Genomic DNA, 24230 nt, shown 5'->3' with positions numbered 1-24230 from the left:
TGTTTCCTCAGGCGGCCCAACCGTCGAGGATGACGCTGACCGCGTGATCGAGGTGAAGGGGCTCGCCGTCCCATCTTGGGATGATCGCGTCGTCGGGTATGTCTCCGCGCAGTAGGCCATCAGCGAATCCCTCGGTCGGTGGTGCTGGGTCGATGACGTCACCATTGGCGTAAAGGAACTCGAACTTCTGCTCGCCGAGAGCAGTGATCGTGAACTGGCCGTCATGCAGCGCGCGGTGGCAGGTGCCGCACAGCATGATCAGATTGTCCAAGTCCGTATTTCCGCCGCGTCCCCAGAATTTCACGTGATGTGCGTGTAAGAAGCGAGTCCGCCCGCAACCCGGTGTGCGGCAAGATCCGTCGCGGTAATTCAATGCCAGCATTTGTTTGGCGCTGACGACGCGGGTCCTTCGGCCCAGATTCAAAACGCATCCCTCCTTTGTCGTTCCCAGGCGAAGTTTCGCGTTGCAGAGCACTTCCTCGGCGGCACTTTGGGGGAGCGCGGGTCCACTCGGTACACGGACGGTGTTCGCTTCGTGGAAGAACACAACTTCGTTCGCGGCGGCCTTGGACGTGCGGTCTGTGACTGCGGCGGTGGCGAGCTCTGCCATCGCGACGAGTCCTGGTCCGATATTTCCGGCCGGGTTCTTTGCAGCCTTCTCGTCGACAGGGCGGATGGCAGCGGTTCGGGTGCGTTCACGTTCCGCCACCGCCAATGCTGCGAGGATTCGGGCGCCGTCCTGTGCGGGCAGGCGTCCTTTGATGACAAACTCGCCCGTATCAGAGTCCCAATGCCAGCGGACCTGAAGATGTTCGGGCGCTTTGCTTTTGCCGGATTCATTGTCGGTTGCTTTACGCAGACCTGCGGCGAGACGATCGATCTGGGCTGCGGGCGCCTCGCATCCGAACCGAACCATCTGCTTTTCGTTTGACGGCGTGGTGACCCGGGTGAGTGCGCGAACCTTCGAGTAGGACAGCCGGCCTTGCTCGAAGGCCTTCCGCATCTCGGGCAAAGGTCGGAGCGCTTTGGCGACGCGAACATATTCCCTGCCGGTGTGCAGGCTCATTCCACATTTCCACGACAGCCAGTGGGCGCATGAATGCAGTCCGGGGCCGGACCAGCCGCGGTCTTCGTCGAACTTCGACAGGAGGGTGAGGAATCGAGCCGTGGCCGCGGCGATCTGGCCGGCGAGAGCGCAGATTTCGGAGCCGAGTTGCTCTACGTCGCTTCGGGTGGAACCCTGCGTTTCTTCATTGATCAGTGCTGCGGTATCGGTCAGTTCTGCGTTCATCGTTGCCCCCCGGCGCGTGTCCGACATTGTTTCGAATGTACGTTCGATAATAGATGCCAGTACCGACACACATCCGTGGATGAGGACGGAAAGCGTCCCCGCGGGGACGTCTAACCGCTGCCGATCGAGTACTCGGCGTAGGTACCGACATCCTCGAAGCCAGCGTTTCGATAGAGCTGTGCGCCGTCGCTGGACGCCTGAAGTACAGCGGTTCGGGCACCTCGCTCGCGGGCGATGTCGAGTGCGGCAAGGGTGACCGCCGAGCCGAATCCGCGTCGGCGCGCCGTTTCGAGTGTGACGACCCCATACAGTCCGGCGACGTCGGCGGCAAAATGGACCTCGGCTCCGGCGACAGGCTGGGAGTTCGCGTATCCCACGACAAACGAACTCCGCGAGCGCTCATCGAGGATGTCATCGGCGGTGTCTTCGAAGAAACGTATTACTGCGGTTGAGGGCGGCGACCAATTGGCGGCCATCACGGCGGCGTAGTCGGCGAGCTGCGAACGAGTCGTCACTCGCTGAACGCACAGTTCTGAGACAGGCGTTGGGCGTGGGACGACGTTCAAGTCTGCCGTCATCGCTCTTTCTTCCTCGGAGCGCACGCAGCCGAGGGCTGACAAGCGAGCGCCGAGGTCAGAGGGCTTGTCGCGCGGACCTGTCCACCAGGAGAACGGACGACCGGTTGCTCGAAGCCACGCGAGTACGTCGAGTAGTCGTCGGTCTTCTTCCGGGCCTTCAGCAGCAGGTACAGCGAAGCGCGCACCAGCGATGATGTTGAAAGTGTCGTCGGTGAGGCCGCTGTCTGCGACGACAACATCTGCAGAGACCGTGACCGATCCCGTCGGCAAGTGTTCATGCAGGTGGCAGGCATGGGATACCAAGTTGGCGTCCATGGCGTCGAGGACATCGCCGACGAGTGCTTCACGATTCACAAAAGAAATTCTACGAACCCCATCCAAATGGTTTTCGGCTCCGAATGCCGTGTATGACGCCCAACCGACGGCAACAGCAGGACGGTGACCAGCACCTGGTGGTGCTAGTGCTGCCTGGAGGAAAGGTATCGAGCCATCGCCCGGCTCGCGCCTGGCATCTGTCCAACCTTCGGATGTGCCCGTTCACCGCTCAGCTTCGCCTCTCCGGTGTCAAGGCGGTGCAGGCTCGCTATCGAGTTCGAGGTTGGAACGGTGCCGAGCGCAGTCCGGTCGCCGACGCCCGCGCCGCACTCGACGCGATAACGAAACGTAATTCACAAGCTCAGGTGATCCTGCTGGGGCACTCGATGGGCGGACGGGTCGCCGCCGAACTATGTGGCGATCCGGCGGTGGTCGGTGTGGTCGCGCTGGCGCCGTGGTGGCCCGATGGAACGTCGGTGAATCTGCGTTCGGACACACCACTGTCAGTCCTTCACGGCACGGCTGACTCCTGGACCGATCCGGAGGTGTCGCGGCGAAAGTTCGACGAACTGCAGGCGTCGGGTAAGAGCGCTGAATGGATCGGCATCGACGGCGCAGGCCACTTCATGCTCCGTCGGGCGGCGACTTGGCATCGCCTCGTCGCGGATGCAATCGCAGGAATGAGTCGCGGGGTAGCCGCAACAAAGATGGGAGAACGACGATGAGTTCCGACAAGCGCAAGGTGGCCGTCGTCGGTAGTGGTGTCGCAGGTCTGACAGCGGCGTGGGTGCTCAGTAAGGACAGTGACGTCACCCTCTACGAAGCGGATTCACGGCTCGGCGGGCACGCGGACACCCATTCGGTCACCGACCCGGAAGGGCGAAGCCTCGCCATCGACACGGGGTTCATCGTCCACAACGATCGCACCTATCCGACATTGTTGCGATTGTTCGCAGAACTAGATGTGCCTACGCAGGAATCCGATATGAGCATGTCGGTCAGGTGTGGGGGGTGCGGGCTCGAGTACTCGGGAGGCCAAGGGTTGCGCGGCGTTCTCCCGACGCCGGGGCTGCTGGTGAACGGCAGTTTTCTGTCGATGTTGATGGAGGTCAAGCGCTTCCACCGCCGTGCCCGCGCATTGCTCGACAACACGGATCCGTCGGCACCTGACCAGACACTTGGGGTGTTTCTGCGCAGCGGCCGGTTCTCCGACTACTTCACCGCTCACTTCATGACTCCGCTCGTGTCGGCAGTCTGGTCGTGTGATCCCGGCTCGGCGCTGAAATATCCCGCGCGGTACCTGTTCTCGTTCCTCGATCACCACGGAATGCTGAGCGTCACTGGATCGCCGACCTGGCGAACAGTCACCGGTGGATCGGGCGAATACGTTCGTCTCGTCGCCAAAAGTATCGGGGATATCCGCCTCAACACGCCGGTTCGCGCCGTCCACCGGTTCGACGATCGCGTCGACATTCGTGACGGCGACGACCAGATCCAGACCTTCGACGCAGCCGTGGTCGCAACGCATCCGCAGCAAGCACTGAAGATTTTGGCGGATCCGACGCATGCCGAATCCCAGGTCCTCGGCGCAATGCCGTACTCCGTCAACCACACCCAACTTCACACGGACGAAAATGTGCTGCCCGGCAACACCAATGCGCGCGCGTCGTGGAACTACTACATCCCTGAATGCAACGCGAAGCCGGATCACGTTCTGGTCAGCTACGACATGACGAGGTTGCAGCGGCTGCCGGAGACCGGTCGGCGCTACCTGGTGACGTTGGGGGGAGACGAAATGGTGTCCCCGGACTCCGTGATCGATCAGATGACCTACGAGCATCCGCAGTACACACCCACCTCCGTCGCCGCTCAAGCGCGGCTTCCTGAGCTGGACTCGGACGTACTCGCGTTTGCCGGCGCATACCACGGATGGGGCTTCCACGAGGACGGTGCACTGTCTGGCCTGCGTGCCGCCGAACGCGTCGGAGGTCGGTGGCCGTGACTACTCCCATCACGCCGTCCATCGTTCATACGAGCATCCGACACGTACGAACGGAGCCGTTGCACAACGAGTTCGAGTACCGAAGCTACAGTTGGCTCGTCGACGTCGACGATTTGCCCGAGCTCCCGAAGGCTTTGCGGCCCTTGGCGAAGTTCGACGCCGGGGATCACCTCGGCGACCCCACTCGATCGATTCGTGCCAACGTCGAGACTTTTCTGACAACCAACGGACTGGAGTTCGCCGGCGGTCGCATCCTCATGCTTACGAACGCGCGTGTGTTCGGCCATGTGTTCAACCCGCTGAGTGTGTTCTGGTGTCTGAACGACGACGGCAGTCAGCGGTGCGTCGTTGCCGAGGTTCACAACACCTACAGCGAACGGCACTGCTACCTGCTCGAAACCGACGAACGTGGCGGGGTTCGCACGCCCAAAGAGTTCTACGTATCTCCGTTCAACGATCTGGACGGCGAGTACCGGATGCGACTTCCGCTACCCGACACCGCGCTCGCGCTCTCGATAGTTCTGGCCCGTGACGGCAAGGCGCCCTTCGTGGCCACGGTGTCCGGTCGTTGTGTGCCGGCGACGACGCGCGAGATCGTGCGCAGTGCGCTCGCCATCCCGCTGGCTCCGCTCCGAGTCGCCGCGCAGATCCGATTTCAAGGAATCCGGCTGTGGGCCAGGCGCTTACCCATCGTTCCCCGACCGCAACATCACCCGCAGGAGGCAGTGCAATGACCACAACCACTCTCGGCACCGAACCTTCCGCTCACACGATCGAAACCGAGCGGTGGCCGGGCGTCGCCACCGTGCCGAGCGGGCTCAAAGTGCGGGTTGCATCACCGGTTGCCCGCGCCCTGTTCCACAAGGCGGTCGCACGTTTGCCGCTGCGTGTCCAGATGCCCAACGGTGAGTTCTCCGGTGGCGGTAGCCCCGATTCGCCGTTGATGGTCATTCACCGCCCAGACGACTTCGCTGCTCGTGTGGGTGACAGTGGTTTGATCGGATTCGGCGAGTCGTACATGGCGGGCGATTGGGAAGCGTCCGACCTCACTGCGGTCCTGGAAGTCTTCGCCTCCCGCGTGGCGACGCTCATTCCCGACTTCCTGCAGCGGCTACGAGGCCTCTACATTCCGAAGCAGCCTCGCAGTGAACGGAATTCGACGCAGAACACGCGCTCGAACATCTCCCGGCACTACGACCTCTCGAACGAGATGTTCGAACTGTTCCTCGACGACACCATGACGTATTCCAGTGCCCTCTTCGAGGATCTGTCGGTAGGAGCGACCCCGTCGTGGGACGTGTTCGCAGCGGCGCAGCATCGGAAGATCGATCGACTGCTGGATGGCGCAGGTGTCGGACCCGGTTCGCGAGTGCTCGAAATCGGCACAGGCTGGGGAGAATTGGCGATCCGAGCTGCCCAACGGGGAGCGACGGTGCGCTCGGTGACACTTTCGGTCGAACAGCAGGAATTGGCAGCGAAGCGGATAAGCGCTGCGGGACTGGCAGATCGCGTTCAGGTCGACCTTCTCGACTATCGGCAGGTACAGGGGGAGTACGACGCCGTTGTGTCGGTCGAGATGATCGAGGCCGTCGGCCACCAGTACTGGGGAAGCTACTTCCAGACGATCGACGCCCTGCTGGCGCCGGGTGGGCGCGCAGCGATCCAAGCCATCACGATGCCGCACGATCGAATGCTCGCGACCCGCAACACCTACACCTGGGTGCACAAGTACATCTTCCCCGGCGGATTTCTCCCGTCGGTGCGGGCGATCGAGGACGTCACCGAGCGCATGACAACCCTGCGGGTGCGTGAGCGGATGTCGATGGGCGATCACTACGCGCAGACGTTGCGACTGTGGGACGAGCGATTCAGCGCTCGCACCGACGAGGCGTCCGCGCTCGGGTTCGACGCAGTGTTCGCGCGCATGTGGCATTTCTATCTCTGCTACTCCGAGGCGGGGTTTCGGTCGGGGTATCTCGACGTCCAGCAAATTGTTCTCGATCGGAGGAACCAGCGATGACTGCCACAATGGATCGAACGACACAAGGTACCGGCGTTGCGGGTCGTCTCTCGGACATCCTCAGTCCACTTGTCGGCGGCGAACTTCCGGTGCGGTTGACTGCATGGGACGGCAGCACAGCAGGTCCGGAAGATGCTCCGAAGGTGACGCTTTACAGCCCGAACGTTTTGCGACGCTTGCTCTGGAATCCCGGCGAGTTGGGGGCTGCGCAGGCGTATGTTCTCGGTGAACTCGACGTCGAGGGCGATCTAGGCGACGCACTCACACACGTGTGGAAGGTGTCTGCCGAGCGGGGGCTCGGGTCGATTACCCCGACACCATCGCTCGTCTTGGCCGCGGTCAAGGCTGCGCGATCCTTCGGTGCTTTCGGGAGACCTTTGGCTCCGCCGGCGTCGCAGGCTCAGGTGAAGGGGCGCCTGCACAGCCTCGCCCGCGACCGCGAGGCGATCGGGCACCACTACGATTTGTCGAACGATTTCTACCAATTGATCCTCGATGAGAACATGGCGTACTCCTCGGGCTATTGGACTTCCGATGCACCGGACTACACGCTCGAAGACTCACAGACAGACAAGCTGGACCTGGTGTGCCGCAAGGTCGGTCTCGATCGAGCGCGAGGCTTGCGGTTTCTCGATGTCGGCTGTGGTTGGGGCTCGCTCAGCCTGCATGCAGCGCGGGAGTACGGCGCCAGGGTTGTCGGAATCACGATCTCGGCGGAGCAGAAGGCTTTTGTCGACGCGAAGGTCCGCGCGCTCGGTTTGGAAGACTGGGTCGAGATTCGCCTCCAAGATTATCGAGAGATTCCAGACGGTCCCTTCGATGCGGTCGCTTCCATCGAGATGGGTGAGCATGTCGGTGAGGACAACTATCCGACCTACGTGAAAGCGCTCCACGACAATGTTATTGCCGGTGGCCGTGTGCTGATTCAGCAGATGTCCCGCACTGGCCCGCACCCCGGGGGAGGTCCGTTCATCGAGTCGTTCATCGCGCCGGACATGTACATGCGGCCCGTCGGTCGCACTGTTGCGATGATCGAGGAAGGTGGACTCGAAGTGCGGGACGTCCACGCCCTGCGTGAGCACTACGTGCGGACCGTCGACGCGTGGATCGAGACCTTCGAATCGAACTGGGATCGCGTCGTGGAACTCGTAGGTGTCGAAGTCGCTCGGGTGTGGCGTCTCTACCTCGTCGGCGGAGGAATGGCATTTCGGGACGGCAGGATGGGCGTCGATCAGATTCTGTCGGTCCGGCCGCACGGTGATGGTCGATCGGGTATGGAACCGGTACGGCCGCAGTGGGTGTCGCGGCGATGAACGGATTCGACTGGGGCGCGTTCGGAGTGGTCACACTCACGAGTCTGCTGGCGATCGCCGTCGGAATGGCGGTGACAGCCACGATCGGTGTACGGATCGGGCGCCACAACGTTGTCGACGTGTCATGGGGCGCCGGCTTCGTTCTGATCGCGCTCGTGTCCGCGATAGTGGGAACCGGCGACCTCTGGCGCCGGTTGCTGATGCTTGCGCTCGTGGCGATCTGGGGTCTGCGGTTGGCGACGCACATGGCGATTCGATCGCGTGGCAAAGGTGAAGACCCGCGGTACGAAGAAATGCTCGGACGAGCGACGGGTAATCGAACGCTGTATGCGATCCGCAAGATCTATCTCACGCAGGGGATTTCGTTGTGGTTCGTCTCCCTGCCGATCCAGGTCGCAGCAGTGTCGAACGGCAGCTTCGGACTTCTTGTCGTACTCGGAATCGCGCTGTGGATTGTCGGCGTCACGTTCGAGACGGTCGGCGACCGACAGATGGAGGAGTTCAAATCCGATCCGGGCAGCCGTGGCCACATCATGGATCAAGGTTTGTGGGCATGGACGCGGCATCCCAACTATTTCGGCGACGCGTGTGTCTGGTGGGGGATCTTCCTCGTCTCGGCGTCCGTGTGGCCGGGGGTGTTGACCGTCCTCTCACCGATCGCCATGACCTACTTCCTGGTCTTCGCCACCGGAGCGCGGTTGCTCGAGCGACACATGGAACAGCGTCCGGGCTATCGCGAGTATCAGCAGCGGACAAGTTACTTCATTCCTCGCCCGCCGAAAGCCCGCTCCGGGACGTAGGCTCTTTCGGGTGAGGCCAGAGCATGGGTGATCTGAAACTGCCGGCTGCGGTATGCGCGGTTGCCGTCGGCGGAGGGTTGGGCGCGCTCAGCCGCTACGGTCTGGGGGAGCTCTTTCCCCACATCTGGACGACTCTGGTCATCAACGTCGTCGGCTCGTTCGTTCTCGGTATTCTCGCGGCCCTGCTCGTGCACAACAAGGTTGGGTACCTCTTTCTCGGCACGGGCTTCTGCGGCGGCTTCACCACCTTCTCGTCCTTCGCGGTTCACGCCGTGACGGAGAGTCCGTGGCGATCGATTCTCTATGTTCTCGGGACGTTGATTCCCGCGATCCTCGCTGCAGCACTGGGCAAAGGGCTCGGTGAACGCTGGATCCGCGCGCGGGACGGAGCGTCGGCATGACAGTTCTCCTGGTGGCGCTCGGCGGCGGCGCTGGTGCGAGTGGCCGGTACCTGTTGGCGCGGTATGTGCCCGCGTACAAGGGATTTCCGGCTGCGACGTTCGCCGCGAACGTGATCGGCTGCTTCCTCCTTGGATTGTTCACCGGGGCAGCTCTTTCCACCGAGATGGCCGCACTTCTGGCGACCGGCTTCTGCGGCGGCTTGTCCACCTATTCGACCTTCGCGACCGAGAACGTCGGGATGATCGAGAGGCGCCAGACGGCGCTTTCTCTGATCTACATCGTCCTCAGTCTGATCGTGGGACTGTCCGCTGCGTGGTTGGGAATCCAGATCACGGATTGACGGATCCGGCGCCGAGCGTGCACGCCACGCGGCCAGGGTAGACAATTGTCCACAGTCGCGTCGACACAGTGGTCGACCACCGGGCCGAGGGGGATTCGTGGCGCACGAACGAGCAGGACAAGTGGCTCTGCCAGAGGATCTGATCAATGTTCCTCATCTGGTCACCGCGTATTACACGCGCACTCCGGATCCCGAGAACCCGATGCAGCAGGTACTTTTCGGCACTTCAGGACATCGCGGTTCCAGTCTCGACTCGGCGTTCAACGAAGCTCATATCCTGGCGACAACCCAGGCGATCGTCGAGTACCGCGCTTCGCAGGGAATCGACGGCCCGCTGTTCATCGGCCGGGACACACATGCGCTCTCGGAGCCTGCCTGGCTGTCGGCCTTGGAGGTCCTGGTCGCCAACGACGTCGTCGTCCTCGTCGATTCACGCGACGCCTACACTCCCACCCCGGCTGTCAGTCACGCGATCTTGCGATACAACTCGACGGGTCCGGAGGCCAAAGCCGACGGCATCGTCGTGACACCGTCACACAATCCGCCTCGTGACGGCGGCTTCAAATACAACCCGCCGCACGGCGGGCCCGCGGACACGGATGCGACGTCGGTTATCGCCGATCGAGCGAACGAGCTACTGCGCAAGGGGCTTTCCGGGGTACGGCGTGTGACGGCGGCACAAGCGCTGGACCGCGTCGAACGCTACGACTTCCTCCGCTACTACGTCGAAGACCTCCCCAGTGTCCTCAACCTCGACGCGATCCGCGATGCCGGAATCACGATCGGTGCAGACCCCCTCGGCGGGGCAAGCGTCGACTACTGGGGCGCGATTGCCGAAACTCACCGACTCGACCTCGAAGTGGTGAATCCTCTCGTCGATCCGACCTGGCGGTTCATGACGCTCGATACGGACGGCAAGATCCGCATGGACTGCTCGTCGCCCGACGCGATGGCGTCGCTGATCGGGATTCGGGATCGCTACGACATCGCGACCGGAAACGATGCGGACTCCGACCGCCACGGCATCGTCACTCCCGACGGCGGTTTGATGAACCCGAATCACTATCTGGCCGTTGCCATCGAGTACCTGTTCGCGAACCGGCCAGGTTGGGGCGCAGATACCAAGGTCGGCAAGACCCTCGTGAGTTCCTCGATGATCGACCGTGTCGTGAGCAGCCTGGGCCGCGATTTGCTCGAGGTTCCGGTCGGGTTCAAGTGGTTCGTTCCCGGATTGCTCGACGGGTCTGTGGGATTCGGCGGCGAGGAAAGCGCCGGCGCGTCCTTCCTCCGACACGACGGTTCCGTCTGGACGACGGACAAGGACGGCATCATCCTTGCGTTGCTCGCGTCGGAAATCACCGCGGTGACGGGAAAGTCTCCGTCAGCGCACTACGCCGCGTTGGCCGAAAAGTTCGGGAGCCCGGTGTACGCACGGATCGATGCGCCCGCGACACGCGCACAGAAGGCAGTCTTGGCAAAATTGTCTCCCGACCAGGTGAGTGCGACCGAGCTGGCGGGTGAACCGATCACCGCGACACTGACTGCCGCGCCCGGAAACGGCGCGGCGATCGGTGGTCTCAAGGTGGCGACGGAGAACGCGTGGTTTGCAGCGAGGCCGTCCGGCACGGAGGACGTGTACAAGATCTATGCCGAGTCGATGAAGGGCGCCGATCATCTGGCTCAGGTTCAGGCAGCGGCCAAGGACTTGGTGTCCGGCGTCTTGAAGGCGAACTAGCCCGCGGACCGCTCAGGTCGCCCGGCTAGAATTCCGGGCGACATGAAAACTCGTGCAGCCAAGCTGCCACAGGAAATTTGGGTACTGGTCGCCGCCAGCTTCGTCATCGCCCTCGGATTCGGGTTGGTCGCCCCGGCACTACCTCAGTTCGCGCGCAGCTTCGACGTATCGGTCACCGCCGCCACGATCGTGATCTCGTCTTTCGCTTTCATGCGGTTGGTGTTCGCGCCGATGAGCGGCACTTTGGTACAGAAACTCGGTGAGCGGCCGGTCTACATCGTCGGCCTTCTCATCGTCGCGGTCTCGACCGGTGCGTGCGCTTTCGCGGGGGAGTACTGGCAACTTCTGCTGTTCCGGTCGTTGGGCGGCATCGGGTCGACCATGTTCACGGTGTCGGCCCTCGGGCTGATCATTCGCATGTCACCGTCGGACAGTCGCGGCCGCGTGTCGGGTCTGTACGCGACAAGCTTTCTCATGGGATCGATCGGCGGCCCGCTGGTCGGCGGTGCGCTGTTGCAGTTCGGTCTGCGGATGCCGTTCATCATCTACGCAATTGCGTTGGTGATCGCCGCGCTCGTTGTCTTCGTGAGCCTGCGTGGATCTCATTTGGCGTCACCGGACAAGGCTGTCGATGTGAAGTCGATGACTCTCACAGAAGGCCTCCAGTCTCCGGTGTACCGGGCAGCGCTCGGATCGAACCTCGCCTTCGGTGGCGTGATCTTCGGAGTTCGCGTTGCCATGGTTCCCCTGTTCGTCGTCGAGTTCCTCGGCCGAGACCCCTCGATTGCGGCCTACGCCCTGACGATCTTCGCCGTCGGCAATGCGTTGGTGTTGATCGTCTCCGGACGACTCTCGGACCGCTTCGGACGCAAGCCCTTTGTCGTGAGCGGCCTACTCATCTGCGGTCTGGGAACCATCGCAATGGGATTCACCGACAACCTCGTGGTGTTCTTCGCCATTGCCGCAGTGACTGGTGTCGGCTCCGGCCTCATGAGTCCGGCCCAGCAGGCCGCGGTTGCCGATGTTGTCGGATCGACGGCCCGAGGCGGACCCGTTCTGGCGGTATTCCAGATGATGTCCGACATCGGTGGGGTAGTGGCGCCGATTTGTGCCGGACTGATCGCCCAGCATGTGTCGTACTCGGCGGCCTTCGCGGTGATGGGAGCCGTAGTAGTCGTGTCGGCGACGGGTTGGTTGTTCGTTCCGTCGCGAACGAAGCCCGTCGAATCCGTCGTCGAAGATCTGACTGATGTGACGGTGCTAACGGATACTCCTGCGCGGACAAACCTAGACTGACCGGGCATTCTGTACTCTCGATCGGGTGGCAATTCGCATCGTGAGTCTTGTGGCCCGATTGGGTTTGGCGGCCGTTTGGCTGATTTCCGGGGGACTCAAGTTCTTTGATCCCGTTCAGACGAAGATCGCGGTGCGCGCCTATCAACTATTGCCCGAGTCACTGGTGGGTCCGGTGGCGACGGCTCTTCCCCTGGTCGAAATAGTCCTGGGCCTGCTGATCCTCGTCGGGTTGGCGGTGCGAGCATCCGCTGCGGTCTCGGTGGTCATCCTCACGGTTCTCATTGCGGTGATCATTTCGGTGTGGGCCAGGGGATTGTCCATCGACTGCGGATGTTTCGGCGGCGGAGGTGCAGCCGACGTCGGCGCTTGGGACTATTCGAAGGAGATTCTCCGCGACTTGGGCTTCTTGGCACTTGCCGTCTGGCTGCTCGTGTTCCCGCGTTCGCCACTCGCATTGGGGCCCGGATCACGCGCGGCGTTCTCAGTGGATACTCAGTCTTCAGTGGCAAGGTAAGCAATCGGTAAATCGTTTCGACGCACGAAGGACTGCATCAGCGTGAGCACCAAGAGCAGCAAGAACAAATACTCGCCGGAACCGGTCTCGAGCCGCTCCACCTACATCATCGGTGGCCTCGCGGTGCTCGTGATCGCGGCCCTCGTCATCGGCGGTGTCTTGTGGACGAACAGCAAGAACAAGCCCCAGAACGACGGCTACGGCTCCGTGCAGAGTTCCGAAGTTGCCGTCACGGTGCAGGACAACGGAGTGGTGCTGCTCGGCAAGCCCTCCGCCGCGACAACCATTGATCTCTTCGAGGATCCGCTGTGCCCCGCCTGTGCCGCTCTCGAACACCTCAGTGGCCAGGCTCTCGCGGCCGCTGTCGACAACGGTGACGTCGCCGTGCGATACCACATGCTGAACTTCCTCAACCGGGCGTCGGGCAGCGGTGACTACTCCACACGGGCCGGCGCTGCGCTCCTGTGCGTTGCTCAGGGCGGCGACGCGATCGCGTACTCCGCATTCCACAACAAGCTTTTCGCGACCGACACGCAGCCGGCCGAGGGCGGCAGCAGCGACCACACCAACGACGACCTCGCCCAGATCGCTCGTGATGCGGGCGCATCCGAGGACGTGGCAACCTGCATCTCTTCCGGTACCAACGTCGAAGCCGCCGCGGCCAATGCCGCAGCCGCCAGCCAGGCGCTCAAGGATGTCGGGTCGAACGGGACGCCCACGGTTGTGGCGAACGGCAAGATCGTTGACACGGGCAGCAGCGACTGGGTTTCCAAGCTCTCCTCCTGAGCTGAAGCGGCCGCTCCGACGAGGAGCGGCCGCTTCGCTCTGACCAGGCGATTTGTTGCCCAGGAGTCAAGTGGTGTAACTTTCTTCCAGCAAGCGGAAAGCAGAACAGCCGCTGCGAGTTCGACTGTTAGAGTGAACTGAATACGGGGCTATGGCGCAGCTGGTAGCGCACCACACTGGCAGTGTGGGGGTCAGGGGTTCGAGTCCCCTTAGCTCCACCCAAGACAAATGCTCTGCACCAATCGGTGCAGAGCATTTGTTGTTTTCGTGCGCAATACTGTCCGCTGTGAGGCCTGATCGGCCCGTGCATCTCGGTACGGAGACCAGCGGCGGAATGGGGAATCGTGCGCGCACACGTGGTGGTGATCGGTGCAGGATATGCGGGCGCCATGGCAGCGAAGCGGCTCCATCAGATGATTGCGGCCGGCTACGACGCGACGGTCTCGTTCGACAGGGCGCTACCGCGTGCGGCACACCGAGTCTTCGGAGAGGTGACGACGATCGAGGCGGCGCTCGGCAGGCTCACCCTCGACGACGGCAGTGTGCTCGACTACGACTATCTGGTCTACGCAGTCGGAAGTGGGCAGTTACCCAGCACTATCGGCGGGGCGGCGGAGCACGGGTTCAGCGTCTCCGAATTCGAGGACGCGGTTCGCCTCGAATCCAGAATGGCGACACTCGACGGGAAGGCTACGGTCTGCGTTGTCGGCGGCGGTCTCACCGGAATCGAGACTGCCGCAGAATTGGCTGAGCAGCGAAGCAGCCGAATCACTTTGGTGACCGGAGGAATCGTGGCCCCGGATCTGTCAGAGCGTGCGCGATCTGCAATTCTCAGAACATTGACCGATCTTGGGGTCGACATCGTCACCGAATCCCGGGTGACGCGGATCGACGGTTCGTCCTGCGAGCTTGCGGGAGGCGCACGGGTGGAGGCAGATTGCACGATTCTCGCGACAGAATTCGGGGTCCCCGATCTGGCGCGCCGAAGTGGCCTTCCCGTCGACGGTCTCGGTCGTCTGAAGGTCGACGACCGACTCGAATGCTCGTCCCACCCCAACATCGTCGGTGCGGGTGATGCGGTCGCAGTCGGTGATCTTTTACTGAGGATGAGTTGTCAGGCCGCGATTCCCTTGGGAGTCCATGCGGCCGAGACGATCCTGCATCGACTCGAAGGTTCCGCGCCGCGCCCGGTGGCTCCGAAGTTCGCAGGCCGGTGCATCAGTCTCGGGAGGCGGCGAGGTGTGATCCAGCGGACCACTCGTGTCGACGACGCAACGGGCATGTTCGTCGCAGGCAGGGCGGGTGCGTTCGTCAAGGAACGAGTGTGTTCGTCGACGACCGACTGGGCCCTCACTCCGCGCCGCTCTTTCTTCTACAGCTGGACATGAGGAGCGCTGGTCACGCTCGATCACAGACTCGATCGATGATCGCCGCAGTCTTGCGGACGTACGGTTGGCGGACGACGTCTTCGTGGCACGCGTCGACGTCCTCGAAATCCAGTGAGCCCGTGGCAATGAGTGACCAGATCTCGCGTCCACGGTTGTTGGTGGCCCCACGGATCACGGTGACGGGCGCGGCGCATGCTCGTATTCGATGCTTCCGGAGCGCCTGGCCTCCGATGTAGAGGAACACGGTCCACTGGGTGGCCGGCGGGTACTGCAGAATGCCGGCGAACAGCGTGCGGATCCACATGGCCGCGACGGTGCGTCTGGTCGGCTTCCAGCGGGCATTGGTGGATGGTTGTGGTGCAAGGTCGACGATCGACGGATCCAAAGTGATGCCCGCTCGACCAGCCAGTCGTGCGGCAGCCTCGGTGGAGATTCTGGTGTCGAGAACGGTGACGTGTTCGACAGTGTCACCTGACTCGGACAGCTGTGCCGCCATTTCCAGCGCCACGTAGCCGCCGTACGAGTATCCGGCGAGGAGGTATGGCCCGGTGGGCTGAATCTTCTTGATTTCGAAAATGAAACGGCGGGCGCTTGCTTTCACCGACCGGTCGGGTAGTCCGCGAGATTCGAAGCCATGTGGCTGAAGTGCGTAAACCGGCCGATCGGTGTGAAGCGCTTTCGACAAGGTGGACAGCGTCGTCGATGGGCACCCCGCTCCGTTCATGATGAACAGGGGTCGCCCGGACCCTTCGAGCTTCAGCGGAACCATCGTGTTGTGACAGACGCGATCATCGGGATCGATTCTGCGCCGATCCACCAGCGCTGCAAGGTCTTTGACGGTACTGGCGGCCGCGAACTCCGCCGCCGTGATCCGGATCCGGAACATGTCGTGAATCTTTGCCACCACTTCGGTTGAAGCAAGCGAATCGCCGCCGAGTTCGAAGAAGTCGTCCTCACGGTCGATGGAGTCGATGCCGAGAATCGACTCCCAGATCGAGGACAACCACAATTCGGCGGGCCCGGCGAGAGTCGGTGGAGTGGACCGCACCTCGACGGAGGGCAGCGCTGTTCGATCGACCTTTCCTCTTTCGTTGCGGGGCAACGCCGGCATCAGAAGAAAATGTCGGGGGAGCATCCAGGCCGGCAGATATGTCGCCAGTTCGCGCCGCATCTCGGCGCCCGACCGTGCCATCACGGTGTTGGTCAGGACCACGTAGGCGACGATCTCCGGTCGATCGTTCTCGAGGACGACGGCCACGAAAACATCGGCGACGCCGGGAATTCGACGAATATGCGACTCGACTTCCATCGGTTCCACCAAGTAGCCCCGAATCTTGACGGCGTCGTCGACGCGTCCCCGCAGTTGCAGTTCTCCGCGTTCGTCGATGCGGCCCCGGTCACCGGTCCGGTAGATGCTCACTCCGTCGCCCAGGCGCGTGAATCGTGTTGCAGTTCGATCCGGGTCGCCGTGGTATCCGTCGGCAAGATCACTGGAGACAACCTGAATCTCTCCGATCTCTCCGTCGGGGAGAGGCACGCCGTTCACATCGACGATCTGTACGTCCTTGCCGTCGCGAGCACGTCCGGCCGGTACCACTCCGACGGGTAGTTCGGAATGTGGTGGGAACACGTTGTACGCGACGACACCGGTCTCGGTGGTGGCCAGCCAGTTGACGTACGTGACGCGAGCGAAGCCGTGACTGCGATGGCGCGCGTAGTCCTCGCCGTGAACTGCTTCCCCGTACGTTACGACGACGCGTAGGGAACCGATCGAATCATCATTTGCTGCACCGCAATCGAGATCTGACCACGCCCGCAGAAAAGACGGCGCACAGTGCGTGGTCGTGATCGAATTCTCGATCAGCCAGTCGTCGATTCCCGAGACGCCGTCGATACGTGGATCCCAGCAGTAGACCGTGACTCCGTTCATAAGCCCCATGATCAGGGCCGTGATTCCGGCTCCGAAACTGACGGGCAACAGGTTCCCGATGTGATCGTCGGGTCGCAGGTCGATTGCTGCGGCGAGTTCGTCGGCCTTGTTCAGGCACATGGAGTGGCTCAACACGACTCCCTTGGGTGCCCCGCTGGTGCCTGACGTGAACGCGATCATGGCAGGGTCGGAACTCGATGGTTCCAACGCGCTGTCGAATCTGAAGCCCGTCGCAGCAGACTCGTCGAGTATCGACTGCAGCGGGACTGCACCCGAGGTGCTCATGATGTGCGCTCGGCGGGCCTCGGGGAGTTGTGGGTCGATCATGACCAAGGGCCGACCGGAAATCAGAGTGGCGAGGATGGCGGGCACCGACTCGGCCGTTGGTTCGAGATCGACCGCAACCGGGCGTGCCCCGTGTGACCCACGTAGGCGAAGTTCGCGGACCAATGCGTCGGTCCGGAGTTCGAGTTCGGCGAAAGTGATCCGGTCGCGCGGAGTCACGACGGCAACGGCGTCGTGCTGCATAGAGGTGACTCGGCGCCACCTCGACTCGATCGTCTCGTCGATGACTGCATAGCGAGTGCGTTCTAGACCTAAGTCGACAACCTTCATCACAGTAGCTCCGTCCGACTTTCAGCTATCTTTTAGCAAAGACTACATAAGGTTTGTGAAGTAGGTCCATAACAAACCAAAAGTAGTTTTACATACCTCCCCATCCTCCAGTCCGTCAGCTCCGAATGTCTTGAGGAACCAATGCCGATCGAGCGTTGTACAGACGAGGAGCAGTGACATGAAGTGGTCGGGGCGAAGTGCGATTGCGATTGCGGGAGTGTGCGCCGCAGCGACGATGTTTTCGGGAACCGCGCAGGCGAGCCCAATCTGGGAACCCTTGCAGCCGGTGGCGAACCTGGACGTCGCGCGCTACGTAGGGGAATGGAACCAGGTGGCGGCGATTCCTCAGCCCTTCAACCTCGCGTGCGCGAAGGACACCCGGGCGAGTTACGGGATTGTCGATTCCACGAACGTGAGCGTGAAGAACACGTGTACGACGTGGACCGGTCAAGCCAACGAGATCGTCGGGAATGCCCGAGTTACCGATCCAGCAACGGGTGCCCAGTTGCATGTGAGCTTCCCCGGGGTGCCCTCACAGGAAAGCTTGGACGGCCCACCCAACTACATCGTCACCTACATTGCCGACGACTATTCGTGGGCACTGGTGGGCGATCCGCTCAGGCTTTCCGGGTTCGTGCTCTCACGGTCGGCGGTCATCGACGCGGCAGGCTGGAGTGAGATCCGCCGGGTCGCCGAATCCCGTGGATACAACGCATGCACGATCCTGACGTCACCGACCACCGAGGGCACGTCGGACATCCGTCCGCTCTGCACGGTGTGAGTCTGCTGTCAGCGTGAACCTTCCGGAGCCACACTCCACTACGATCACTGATCGGTACGTGTGGTTTCGGAAGGTTGTGTGGTGGCGAAGAAGCAGATTCCCGTAATAGTCGTCGCAGGCTTTCTCGGTTCGGGCAAGACGACGCTGCTCAACCATCTTCTGCGTAACAACGACGGTGTACGCATCGGCGTGATCGTCAACGACTTCGGCTCCGTCAACATCGACTCGATGATGGTCGCCGGTCAGGTCGATTCGATGGTCTCTCTCAGCAACGGCTGTTTGTGCTGCGCTGTCGACGTCTCGGACATGGACGAGATGCTGAACAAGTTGGCGCACCGGCAGTCCGGGATCGACGTGATCGTCATCGAGGCCAGCGGGCTTGCCGAGCCGCGGAACATGATTCGACTCGTCCTCGGAAGTGAGAACCCGTCTGTCGTCTACGGCGGCCTGGTAGTCCTGGTCGACGGAGCCAATTTCTCCACCGTTCGCCGCGAACATCCCGAGCTCGATCAACATGTCCGCCTGGCAGACCTGGTGGTAGTCAACAAGATCGACAGCGTTCCGGTCGCCGAACGCGAGCGATTCACGGCCGAAATTCGTGAGTTGAATCCGCGAGCGCCGATGGTGGAAACCTCGCACTCGCGGATAGACCCCGCTCTGTTGTTCGATACCGGCGAGGTGACCCCTCCGGCTCCGGGCGATCAACTGAGCCTCGACGAGCTCCTGCGCGACGGGCACGACGACGATCACGAGGACGGCTCGTGTCATCACGATCACCTGCACCATCGCTACGAATCGGTTGATTTCGCATCGGAGACGCCTCTCGATGCCAGGGCTCTGACGCACTTTCTCGAGAATCAGCCGTCGGGTGTTTACCGCATCAAGGGCTTCGTGAACTTCGAGATTCCGGGCCACACAGGAAAATTCGAGATCCAATCGGTGGGTGATCATGTCCGGATCACGCCGCTGCGATGGAAGTCGGGCGAACCTCGAACCACGCAACTGGTCGTGATCGGTACCGGGATGGATTCGGGGGCGGTCGGCAGCGCGCTCCGCGCCTGCGTGCGCGAAGAAACGGTCGAACCGCACCCCGACGCCATGCTGGGATTGCACCGCTATACCGTCGGGGCGTGAGTGAATCAGCTGTATCCGTGTACGAAGCGATTCGGCGACGGCGAGACGTTCGCGCCGAGTTCTCGGGAGAGATCGTCCCCGACGAAACTCTGATGCGCATTCTCGACGCCGCCCATCGCGCGCCGAGCGTGGGAAACACGCAACCGTGGGATTTTGTCGTCATTCGTAATCCGGAGACGCTCGACACCTTCGCGGCACACGTCGCCGATGCCCGGGTGAAATTCGCGCAGTCCTTGCCCGAGGATCGCCGCTCGACGTTCGACCCCATCAAGATCGAGGGAATCGCCGAGAGTGGTACCGGCATCGTCGTCACTTACGACCCGTCGCGCGGTGGCCCGAACATCCTCGGCCGTCATACCGTCGACGACACCGGGCTGTTCTCGGCGGTACTGGCAATTCAGAATTTGTGGCTCGCCGCGGTAGCCGAGGAGATCGGCATCGGCTGGGTTTCGTTCTACGACGAGAAGTACCTCACCGAACTCATGGGCATTCCGTCACCCGTTCGCCCCATTGCGTGGCTGTGCGTCGGCAAGGTGACCGAGTTTCAACAGGTTCCGGATCTCGAACGCTTCGGATGGCGACAGCGCCGGCCACTGGCCGACGCTGTCCATTACGAAACCTATTGAGTTGTACCGGGCGGTGTTGCGCGCGGGGCGGCGGTGTGGCCTAGCGTGCGGGACGGCCACCGGTGGAGCCTGCGGTGCGAGCGCCGCCGCCGGTGCGGGGACGGCGAGCGCCACCACCGGCATGTTCCTGACGGGCAGCTCCGCCGGTGCGAGCACCGCGTGACTGACCGCCCTGTCCGGAGCGAGCCTGACCCGAACGTGCTGCGCCGCCGCGTCCACCCTGGCCGGCGGGACGCTGCCCGCGTCCACCGTTCGGCTGGGCAGGAGCCTTCGGAGCCGGCGTGACGTGCGGTGCGATGTCGCCGACCAACTTGACGACGTGCTCGGAATTGGCAGTCGAACGGACCGGGGTCACCTTGATGGCTGCCTTGCGCATGAGGATCGCAAGATCCTTACGCTGCTCGGGCAGAACCACGGTGACCACGTCGCCGGCGCTGCCTGCGCGAGCGGTGCGACCACTGCGGTGCAGGTAAGCCTTGTGCTCGGCCGGCGGATCGACGTGGACGACCAACTCGACGTCGTCGACGTGGACGCCACGCGCTGCGACGTCGGTGGCGACGAGGACGCGCGCTTCACCGGCGGAGAATGCCGCCAGGTTACGGTCGCGAGCAGCCTGCGAGAGGTTGCCGTGAAGGTCAACGGACGGGATGCCCGACTCGGTGAGCTGGCGAGCCAACTTGCGAGCCTGGTGCTTGGTGCGCATGAACAGGATGCGACGACCGGTACCGGAAGCGAGCTTCTCGACCAGAGCCTTCTTGGCTTCGACGCCGTCGACGTCGAACACGTGGTGCGTCATTGCGGCGACGGGGGAGTTGGCCTCGTCGACCGAATGCATGACCTCGTTCTTGAGGAAACGCTTGACGAGCTTGTCGACGCCGTTGTCCAGCGTTGCCGAGAACAGTAGACGCTGCCCGTCCTGCGGGGTGGACGAGAGGATGCGGGTAACGACGGGCAGGAAGCCGAGGTCGGCCATGTGGTCGGCCTCGTCGAGCACGGTGATCTCGACGGCGTCGAGACTTACGAACTTCTGCTTCATGAGGTCTTCGAGGCGACCGGGGCAGGCGACGACGATGTCGACTCCGGCCTTGAGAGCCTGAACCTGGCGGTGCTGCGAGACACCACCGAAGATCGTGGTCACGCGCAAGTCGTATGCGGCGGCCAACGGTTCGAGGGTTGCGGTGATCTGGGTGGCGAGCTCACGCGTGGGTGCGAGCACCAGGCCGAGCGGTCGACCCGGACGACGCTTTCCTCCGGACAGTTCGCCGGCGAGGCGGGAGACCATGGGGATGGAGAACGCGAGGGTCTTGCCGCTTCCGGTCTTTCCGCGGCCCAGTACGTCGCGCCCCGAGAGAGTGTCGGGGAGGGTGTCGATCTGGATCGGGAACGGAGAAGTGATTCCGCCGTCTTCGAGAGCTTTCACCAGCGGTGCGCGCACACCGAGGGCTGCGAAGGTGGTAGCGGGCGTAGAGATGTCAGACAAGTGTGTTCAGAGCCTTTCGGGCACGTGTTCGTGCCCGGATGCCGACACGGGAATTAACCGGTCGAACAATCAAGCACAGTGGTGGCGGCGCTGCCGGTCGGCAGGCTTCTTCGCCGTAAGAAGAGCGGGTGCATTGAGCACTCAGCAAGAAAATTTGCGTTCTACGACGCTGGATGCCCGATTTCAGGCACCTAGTGATCGCAACTCTACCTTCCCGGAGCGTTCGACCTACAACCCGACCCATTCGGAGACGCCGTTCGCGAAGTGTTGCCGCTTCCAGATCGGTACCTCGTGCTTGATGCGCTCCACCAGTTCGGCGCACGCGGCAAACGCCTCCGCTCGATGCGGCGCGGCGACGGCGGCGACCAGTGCGAGATCACCGATCTCGAGGTGACCGACGCGATGGATCGCAGCAACCGGCAGGCCGGTCGAGGCCGCAACCTCTTGGCAGCACGTCTCGAGGAAGCGTTCGGCATCCGGATGCGCTTGGTACTCCAACGCCGAAACCGCTTGACCTCCATCGTGATTGCGCACCGTTCCCGTGAACACCACAACAGCGCCGTTCTTCGGACCGGCAACGGCGGCGTCGACGGTGTCTGCGTGAATCGGTTGCTCGGAGATCCGAGCCAATAGCTCACTCATCGTGCGCTCCTCCGCCTGCGACCTGCGCGAGCAGGTGATCGATGATGGGTCCGAGGACGGCGAGACCGTCCTTCACTCCACCGGGAGAACCCGGAAGATTGACGACGACCGTCGTACCTGTGAGACCTGCCACACCACGGCTCAGCGACGCGTGTGGTGTCTTCTCGAGGCCCTTGGTCCGGATCGCTTCTGCGACGCCGGGCAACTCACGGGTCAAGACTGCCCGGGTAGCTTCCGGGGTGGCATCCGTGGGGGAAGCCCCGGTGCCGCCGGTACTGATGACGAGTGACGGGGAGCCCTCCTTGGCGTCAGCGATGCCCGCCGCGATGTCTGCGTCGGCGTACACAAGCGGTCCACGTACCTCGAAGTCCCGTTCACGTAGCCAGGTCGCGATCGTGGGTCCGGTGGTGTCGGGTCTGGTGCCGTTCGCACCGCCGGTGGAAGCCACGAGGACGGTCGCGGACCGTGCCGAGGTGAAGGTGTGCGCCGGAGCTGTCTGTGCGTTCTGAGTGTCGCGGGTCCAATGTCCGCGCTTACCACCGTCTTTGGTGAGCAGACGAACACCGTTCATGGTAGCTCCGGGGTCCACCGCTTTGACCATGTCGTGCAAGGTCAGGCCGGCTACCGCGACGGCGGTGAGTGCTTCCATCTCGACGCCGGTCTGTCCGCGAGTCTTCGCCGTCGCCTCGACGGTGATCGATGTTTCGGTGAACCCGAATTCCACCTTGACCGACGAGAGCGCGAGTTGATGACACAGCGGGATCAGTTCGGAGGTCTTCTTCGCACCGGCGATTCCGGCGATGCGCGCGGTTGTGAGGACATCAGCCTTGGGCATGCCGTCGGCGCGGACGAGGCGAACTACCTCGGCGGTCGTGACGAGTTCGCCGGCAGCGACGGCGATACGCGTCGTCTCGGCCTTGGCGCTGACGTCGACCATGCGCGCTCGGCCCTCGCTGTCGACGTGTGTCAATTCGGTCATCAGTGTCCTTTGAATCAGATCGAGTGAATCAGATCGAGGAAGTCGAGAGCGGGACGACGTCGACGAGATCGCCCGCGCCGAGCTCGGTCACGGCGGCGGGGATGTCGATCAGGACGTCGGCCCACGCCATGGCTGCAACAAGGTGCGATCCGGGTCCGGCAACGAGTTCGATTCCGTCCGCAGTTCTGCGTGCCCGCAGGAACTGCCGCTTGCCGTCCACCGAACGCAGCGGTGCAGTCAACGGGAGTCGCTCGCGTGGGATCTCGGGCAGGCCCGCGGCCCGGCGCAGTTCGCCCCGTGCGAAGACCTCGAAGGAGACCATCGTGCTCACCGGGTTGCCCGGGAAGCTCAGTACCGGCACTTCGTTCACCACTGCAGTGCCTTGCGGACCGCCCGGCTGCATTGCGACGTGGCCGAAGTGTGCTCCCAGAGGCGTGAGAGTTTCCTTCACCACCTCGAAGTCGCCCATGGACACTCCGCCGGAGGTGAACACCAGATCAGCGACCGAGGTTGCGTACGAGAGCAATTCGCGGAACTCGGCGGGGTCGTCGCTGCTTCGGGCGACGGATACGACATCGGCGCCGTTGGCTTCGGCCAATGTTGCCAAAGCTGGACCGTTGGAATCGTAGATCTCACCGGGTTCGAGAGTTGTTCCGGCACTTTTCAGTTCGGCGCCCGTCGTAATTATCGCGACCCGTGGCTTCGTGTAGGTGTCGAGCGAGGCCAGGCCCACAGCACTCAGCGCGGCGATATGGCGAGGTTCCAAGTGCGTTCCGGCCGTGACCAGTAGCATTCCGGCGGTGATGTCGCTGCCACGTTCGCGTACGAATTCGCCTACCGACCTGCCCCGTTCGATCGTGACGACGTGCTCGGTGACACCCGTTGTGTCCTCGACCGGAACAACGGCGTCGGCACCCTCGGGGAGCGGAGCACCGGTCATGATGCGAAATGCCGATCCTGGAAGGTGTTTCGGTGGTTTTCCGCTTCCAGCGGCGATCACGCCTCGAACCGTCAGTGTGGTCGGAACCGAGGCCACAGAAGCAGCATCGACGGCATACCCGTCCATCTGCGAGTTGCGGAAGAGTGGCAGGTCTACCGGCGATGCGATATCCGAGCAAGTTATGCGCCCCAACGCTTCTGCCGTCGGAACTGCCGTCGGAGAGAGGGTGTGCAGGCCGGTGAGCAATCCGGAGATGTGCGACGCGTGTTCCTCGACCGAACGCGCGCTCATGACAGTAACCTCGACAACCTCGACATGTTTTG

Annotated in this window: 23 protein-coding genes and 1 tRNA gene; 17 read left to right on the top strand and 7 right to left on the bottom strand. The window is 62.7% G+C overall.

Annotated elements, in window-relative coordinates; genetic code table 11:
- Positions 1-7: 7 nt before the first annotated feature.
- Both RhoBH5_RS04260 and RhoBH5_RS04255 read right to left on the bottom strand, forming a co-directional pair.
- Positions 8-1318 carry an HNH endonuclease signature motif containing protein gene (locus RhoBH5_RS04260; RefSeq protein ID WP_270007974.1) on the bottom strand — a complete coding sequence of 437 codons (1311 nt, stop codon included), beginning with the start codon at positions 1316-1318 and terminating at the stop codon, positions 8-10.
- An 83-nt stretch (positions 1319-1401) separates the two neighbouring features.
- Positions 1402-2223, bottom strand: coding sequence for a GNAT family N-acetyltransferase (locus RhoBH5_RS04255; RefSeq protein WP_192712534.1), 822 nt, complete (start codon positions 2221-2223; stop codon positions 1402-1404).
- A 53-nt stretch (positions 2224-2276) separates the two neighbouring features.
- Between RhoBH5_RS04255 and RhoBH5_RS04250 the strand changes: the two genes are divergently transcribed.
- The 14 genes from RhoBH5_RS04250 (at position 2277) to RhoBH5_RS04185 (ending at position 14780) form a co-directional block, all read left to right on the top strand.
- On the top strand, positions 2277-2909 hold the full coding sequence (locus RhoBH5_RS04250) for an alpha/beta fold hydrolase (RefSeq protein ID WP_192712533.1): 633 nt from the start codon (positions 2277-2279) through the stop codon (positions 2907-2909).
- The gene (locus RhoBH5_RS04245) at positions 2906-4186 is read left to right on the top strand and encodes an NAD(P)/FAD-dependent oxidoreductase (RefSeq protein WP_192712532.1); all 1281 of its coding nucleotides are present in this window, start codon (positions 2906-2908) and stop codon (positions 4184-4186) included. The genes RhoBH5_RS04250 and RhoBH5_RS04245 overlap by 4 nt, the downstream gene beginning before the upstream one ends.
- Positions 4177-4920, top strand: a complete 744-nt coding sequence (locus tag RhoBH5_RS04240) for a DUF1365 domain-containing protein (RefSeq protein WP_192712531.1) — start codon at positions 4177-4179, stop codon at positions 4918-4920. The genes RhoBH5_RS04245 and RhoBH5_RS04240 overlap by 10 nt, the downstream gene beginning before the upstream one ends.
- Complete coding sequence (locus tag RhoBH5_RS04235; RefSeq protein ID WP_007731299.1) at positions 4917-6206, top strand: SAM-dependent methyltransferase; 1290 nt, start codon at positions 4917-4919, stop codon at positions 6204-6206. Before RhoBH5_RS04240 ends, RhoBH5_RS04235 begins: the two co-directional genes overlap by 4 nt.
- A complete protein-coding gene (locus RhoBH5_RS04230) occupies positions 6203-7519 on the top strand; it encodes an SAM-dependent methyltransferase (protein ID WP_051649691.1) in 1317 nt (438 codons plus the stop codon). Before RhoBH5_RS04235 ends, RhoBH5_RS04230 begins: the two co-directional genes overlap by 4 nt.
- On the top strand, positions 7516-8319 hold the full coding sequence (locus RhoBH5_RS04225; protein ID WP_037130102.1) for a DUF1295 domain-containing protein: 804 nt from the start codon (positions 7516-7518) through the stop codon (positions 8317-8319). The genes RhoBH5_RS04230 and RhoBH5_RS04225 overlap by 4 nt, the downstream gene beginning before the upstream one ends.
- 23 nt (positions 8320-8342) lie before the next feature.
- On the top strand, positions 8343-8720 hold the full coding sequence (locus RhoBH5_RS04220; RefSeq protein ID WP_270007973.1) for a fluoride efflux transporter FluC: 378 nt from the start codon (positions 8343-8345) through the stop codon (positions 8718-8720).
- The gene (crcB, locus tag RhoBH5_RS04215) at positions 8717-9061 is read left to right on the top strand and encodes a fluoride efflux transporter CrcB (RefSeq protein ID WP_003942344.1); all 345 of its coding nucleotides are present in this window, start codon (positions 8717-8719) and stop codon (positions 9059-9061) included. Before RhoBH5_RS04220 ends, crcB begins: the two co-directional genes overlap by 4 nt.
- 97 nt (positions 9062-9158) lie before the next feature.
- Positions 9159-10796, top strand: coding sequence for a phosphoglucomutase (alpha-D-glucose-1,6-bisphosphate-dependent) (pgm, locus tag RhoBH5_RS04210; protein ID WP_070162194.1), 1638 nt, complete (start codon positions 9159-9161; stop codon positions 10794-10796).
- A 42-nt stretch (positions 10797-10838) separates the two neighbouring features.
- Positions 10839-12092, top strand: coding sequence for an MFS transporter (locus RhoBH5_RS04205; RefSeq protein ID WP_003942326.1), 1254 nt, complete (start codon positions 10839-10841; stop codon positions 12090-12092).
- Between the two features lie 25 nt (positions 12093-12117).
- A complete protein-coding gene (locus RhoBH5_RS04200; RefSeq protein WP_003942318.1) occupies positions 12118-12606 on the top strand; it encodes a MauE/DoxX family redox-associated membrane protein in 489 nt (162 codons plus the stop codon).
- A 42-nt stretch (positions 12607-12648) separates the two neighbouring features.
- Positions 12649-13392 carry a DsbA family protein gene (locus RhoBH5_RS04195; RefSeq protein ID WP_007731305.1) on the top strand — a complete coding sequence of 248 codons (744 nt, stop codon included), beginning with the start codon at positions 12649-12651 and terminating at the stop codon, positions 13390-13392.
- 145 nt (positions 13393-13537) lie between these two features.
- A tRNA-Ala gene (locus RhoBH5_RS04190) sits at positions 13538-13610 on the top strand.
- 126 nt (positions 13611-13736) lie between these two features.
- The gene (locus tag RhoBH5_RS04185; RefSeq protein ID WP_270007972.1) at positions 13737-14780 is read left to right on the top strand and encodes an NAD(P)/FAD-dependent oxidoreductase; all 1044 of its coding nucleotides are present in this window, start codon (positions 13737-13739) and stop codon (positions 14778-14780) included.
- Between the two features lie 10 nt (positions 14781-14790).
- Here RhoBH5_RS04185 and RhoBH5_RS04180 read toward each other — a convergent pair whose 3' ends face one another.
- Positions 14791-17325: an alpha/beta fold hydrolase gene (locus RhoBH5_RS04180; RefSeq protein ID WP_270007971.1), complete on the bottom strand. Its 2535-nt coding sequence runs from the start codon at positions 17323-17325 to the stop codon at positions 14791-14793.
- 178 nt (positions 17326-17503) lie between these two features.
- Between RhoBH5_RS04180 and RhoBH5_RS04175 the strand changes: the two genes are divergently transcribed.
- The 3 genes from RhoBH5_RS04175 (at position 17504) to bluB (ending at position 19866) form a co-directional block, all read left to right on the top strand.
- Entirely contained in the window at positions 17504-18106 is a 603-nt protein-coding gene (locus RhoBH5_RS04175; protein WP_007731307.1) for a lipocalin family protein, read from the top strand.
- An 81-nt stretch (positions 18107-18187) separates the two neighbouring features.
- A complete protein-coding gene (locus RhoBH5_RS04170; RefSeq protein WP_064112641.1) occupies positions 18188-19240 on the top strand; it encodes a CobW family GTP-binding protein in 1053 nt (350 codons plus the stop codon).
- Positions 19237-19866, top strand: coding sequence for a 5,6-dimethylbenzimidazole synthase (gene bluB, locus RhoBH5_RS04165; protein WP_270007970.1), 630 nt, complete (start codon positions 19237-19239; stop codon positions 19864-19866). Before RhoBH5_RS04170 ends, bluB begins: the two co-directional genes overlap by 4 nt.
- A 40-nt stretch (positions 19867-19906) precedes the next feature.
- Here bluB and RhoBH5_RS04160 read toward each other — a convergent pair whose 3' ends face one another.
- From RhoBH5_RS04160 to RhoBH5_RS04145, 4 genes are all read right to left on the bottom strand, one after another.
- A complete protein-coding gene (locus RhoBH5_RS04160; RefSeq protein ID WP_042450056.1) occupies positions 19907-21346 on the bottom strand; it encodes a DEAD/DEAH box helicase in 1440 nt (479 codons plus the stop codon).
- 228 nt (positions 21347-21574) lie between these two features.
- Positions 21575-21988, bottom strand: a complete 414-nt coding sequence (locus RhoBH5_RS04155) for a molybdenum cofactor biosynthesis protein MoaE (protein WP_003944730.1) — start codon at positions 21986-21988, stop codon at positions 21575-21577.
- On the bottom strand, positions 21981-22967 hold the full coding sequence (gene moaCB / locus RhoBH5_RS04150; protein WP_165638280.1) for a bifunctional molybdenum cofactor biosynthesis protein MoaC/MoaB: 987 nt from the start codon (positions 22965-22967) through the stop codon (positions 21981-21983). The genes RhoBH5_RS04155 and moaCB overlap by 8 nt, the downstream gene beginning before the upstream one ends.
- A gap of 28 nt (positions 22968-22995) precedes the next feature.
- Positions 22996-24198 carry a molybdopterin molybdotransferase MoeA gene (locus tag RhoBH5_RS04145; RefSeq protein ID WP_003944714.1) on the bottom strand — a complete coding sequence of 401 codons (1203 nt, stop codon included), beginning with the start codon at positions 24196-24198 and terminating at the stop codon, positions 22996-22998.
- Between the last annotated feature and the right edge of the window lie 32 nt (positions 24199-24230).

Source organism: Rhodococcus sp. BH5, from assembly GCF_027583855.1.
Classification (GTDB): domain Bacteria; phylum Actinomycetota; class Actinomycetes; order Mycobacteriales; family Mycobacteriaceae; genus Rhodococcus_F; species Rhodococcus_F qingshengii.
This window is presented reverse-complemented; position numbering and strand designations above follow the sequence as displayed.

Coding starts and splice junctions, on each gene's coding strand:
- RhoBH5_RS04245 (WP_192712532.1), top strand. CDS start 2,906: ATGAGTTCCGACAAGCGCAAGGTGGCCGTCGTCGGTAGTGGTGTCGCA.
- RhoBH5_RS04250 (WP_192712533.1), top strand. CDS start 2,277: ATGACGCCCAACCGACGGCAACAGCAGGACGGTGACCAGCACCTGGTG.
- RhoBH5_RS04155 (WP_003944730.1), bottom strand. CDS start 21,988: ATGAGTGAGCTATTGGCTCGGATCTCCGAGCAACCGATTCACGCAGAC.
- RhoBH5_RS04225 (WP_037130102.1), top strand. CDS start 7,516: ATGAACGGATTCGACTGGGGCGCGTTCGGAGTGGTCACACTCACGAGT.
- moaCB (WP_165638280.1), bottom strand. CDS start 22,967: ATGACCGAATTGACACACGTCGACAGCGAGGGCCGAGCGCGCATGGTC.
- RhoBH5_RS04220 (WP_270007973.1), top strand. CDS start 8,343: ATGGGTGATCTGAAACTGCCGGCTGCGGTATGCGCGGTTGCCGTCGGC.
- RhoBH5_RS04145 (WP_003944714.1), bottom strand. CDS start 24,198: ATGAGCGCGCGTTCGGTCGAGGAACACGCGTCGCACATCTCCGGATTG.
- RhoBH5_RS04260 (WP_270007974.1), bottom strand. CDS start 1,318: ATGTCGGACACGCGCCGGGGGGCAACGATGAACGCAGAACTGACCGAT.
- RhoBH5_RS04230 (WP_051649691.1), top strand. CDS start 6,203: ATGACTGCCACAATGGATCGAACGACACAAGGTACCGGCGTTGCGGGT.
- RhoBH5_RS04205 (WP_003942326.1), top strand. CDS start 10,839: ATGAAAACTCGTGCAGCCAAGCTGCCACAGGAAATTTGGGTACTGGTC.
- RhoBH5_RS04175 (WP_007731307.1), top strand. CDS start 17,504: ATGAAGTGGTCGGGGCGAAGTGCGATTGCGATTGCGGGAGTGTGCGCC.
- crcB (WP_003942344.1), top strand. CDS start 8,717: ATGACAGTTCTCCTGGTGGCGCTCGGCGGCGGCGCTGGTGCGAGTGGC.
- RhoBH5_RS04235 (WP_007731299.1), top strand. CDS start 4,917: ATGACCACAACCACTCTCGGCACCGAACCTTCCGCTCACACGATCGAA.
- RhoBH5_RS04180 (WP_270007971.1), bottom strand. CDS start 17,325: ATGAAGGTTGTCGACTTAGGTCTAGAACGCACTCGCTATGCAGTCATC.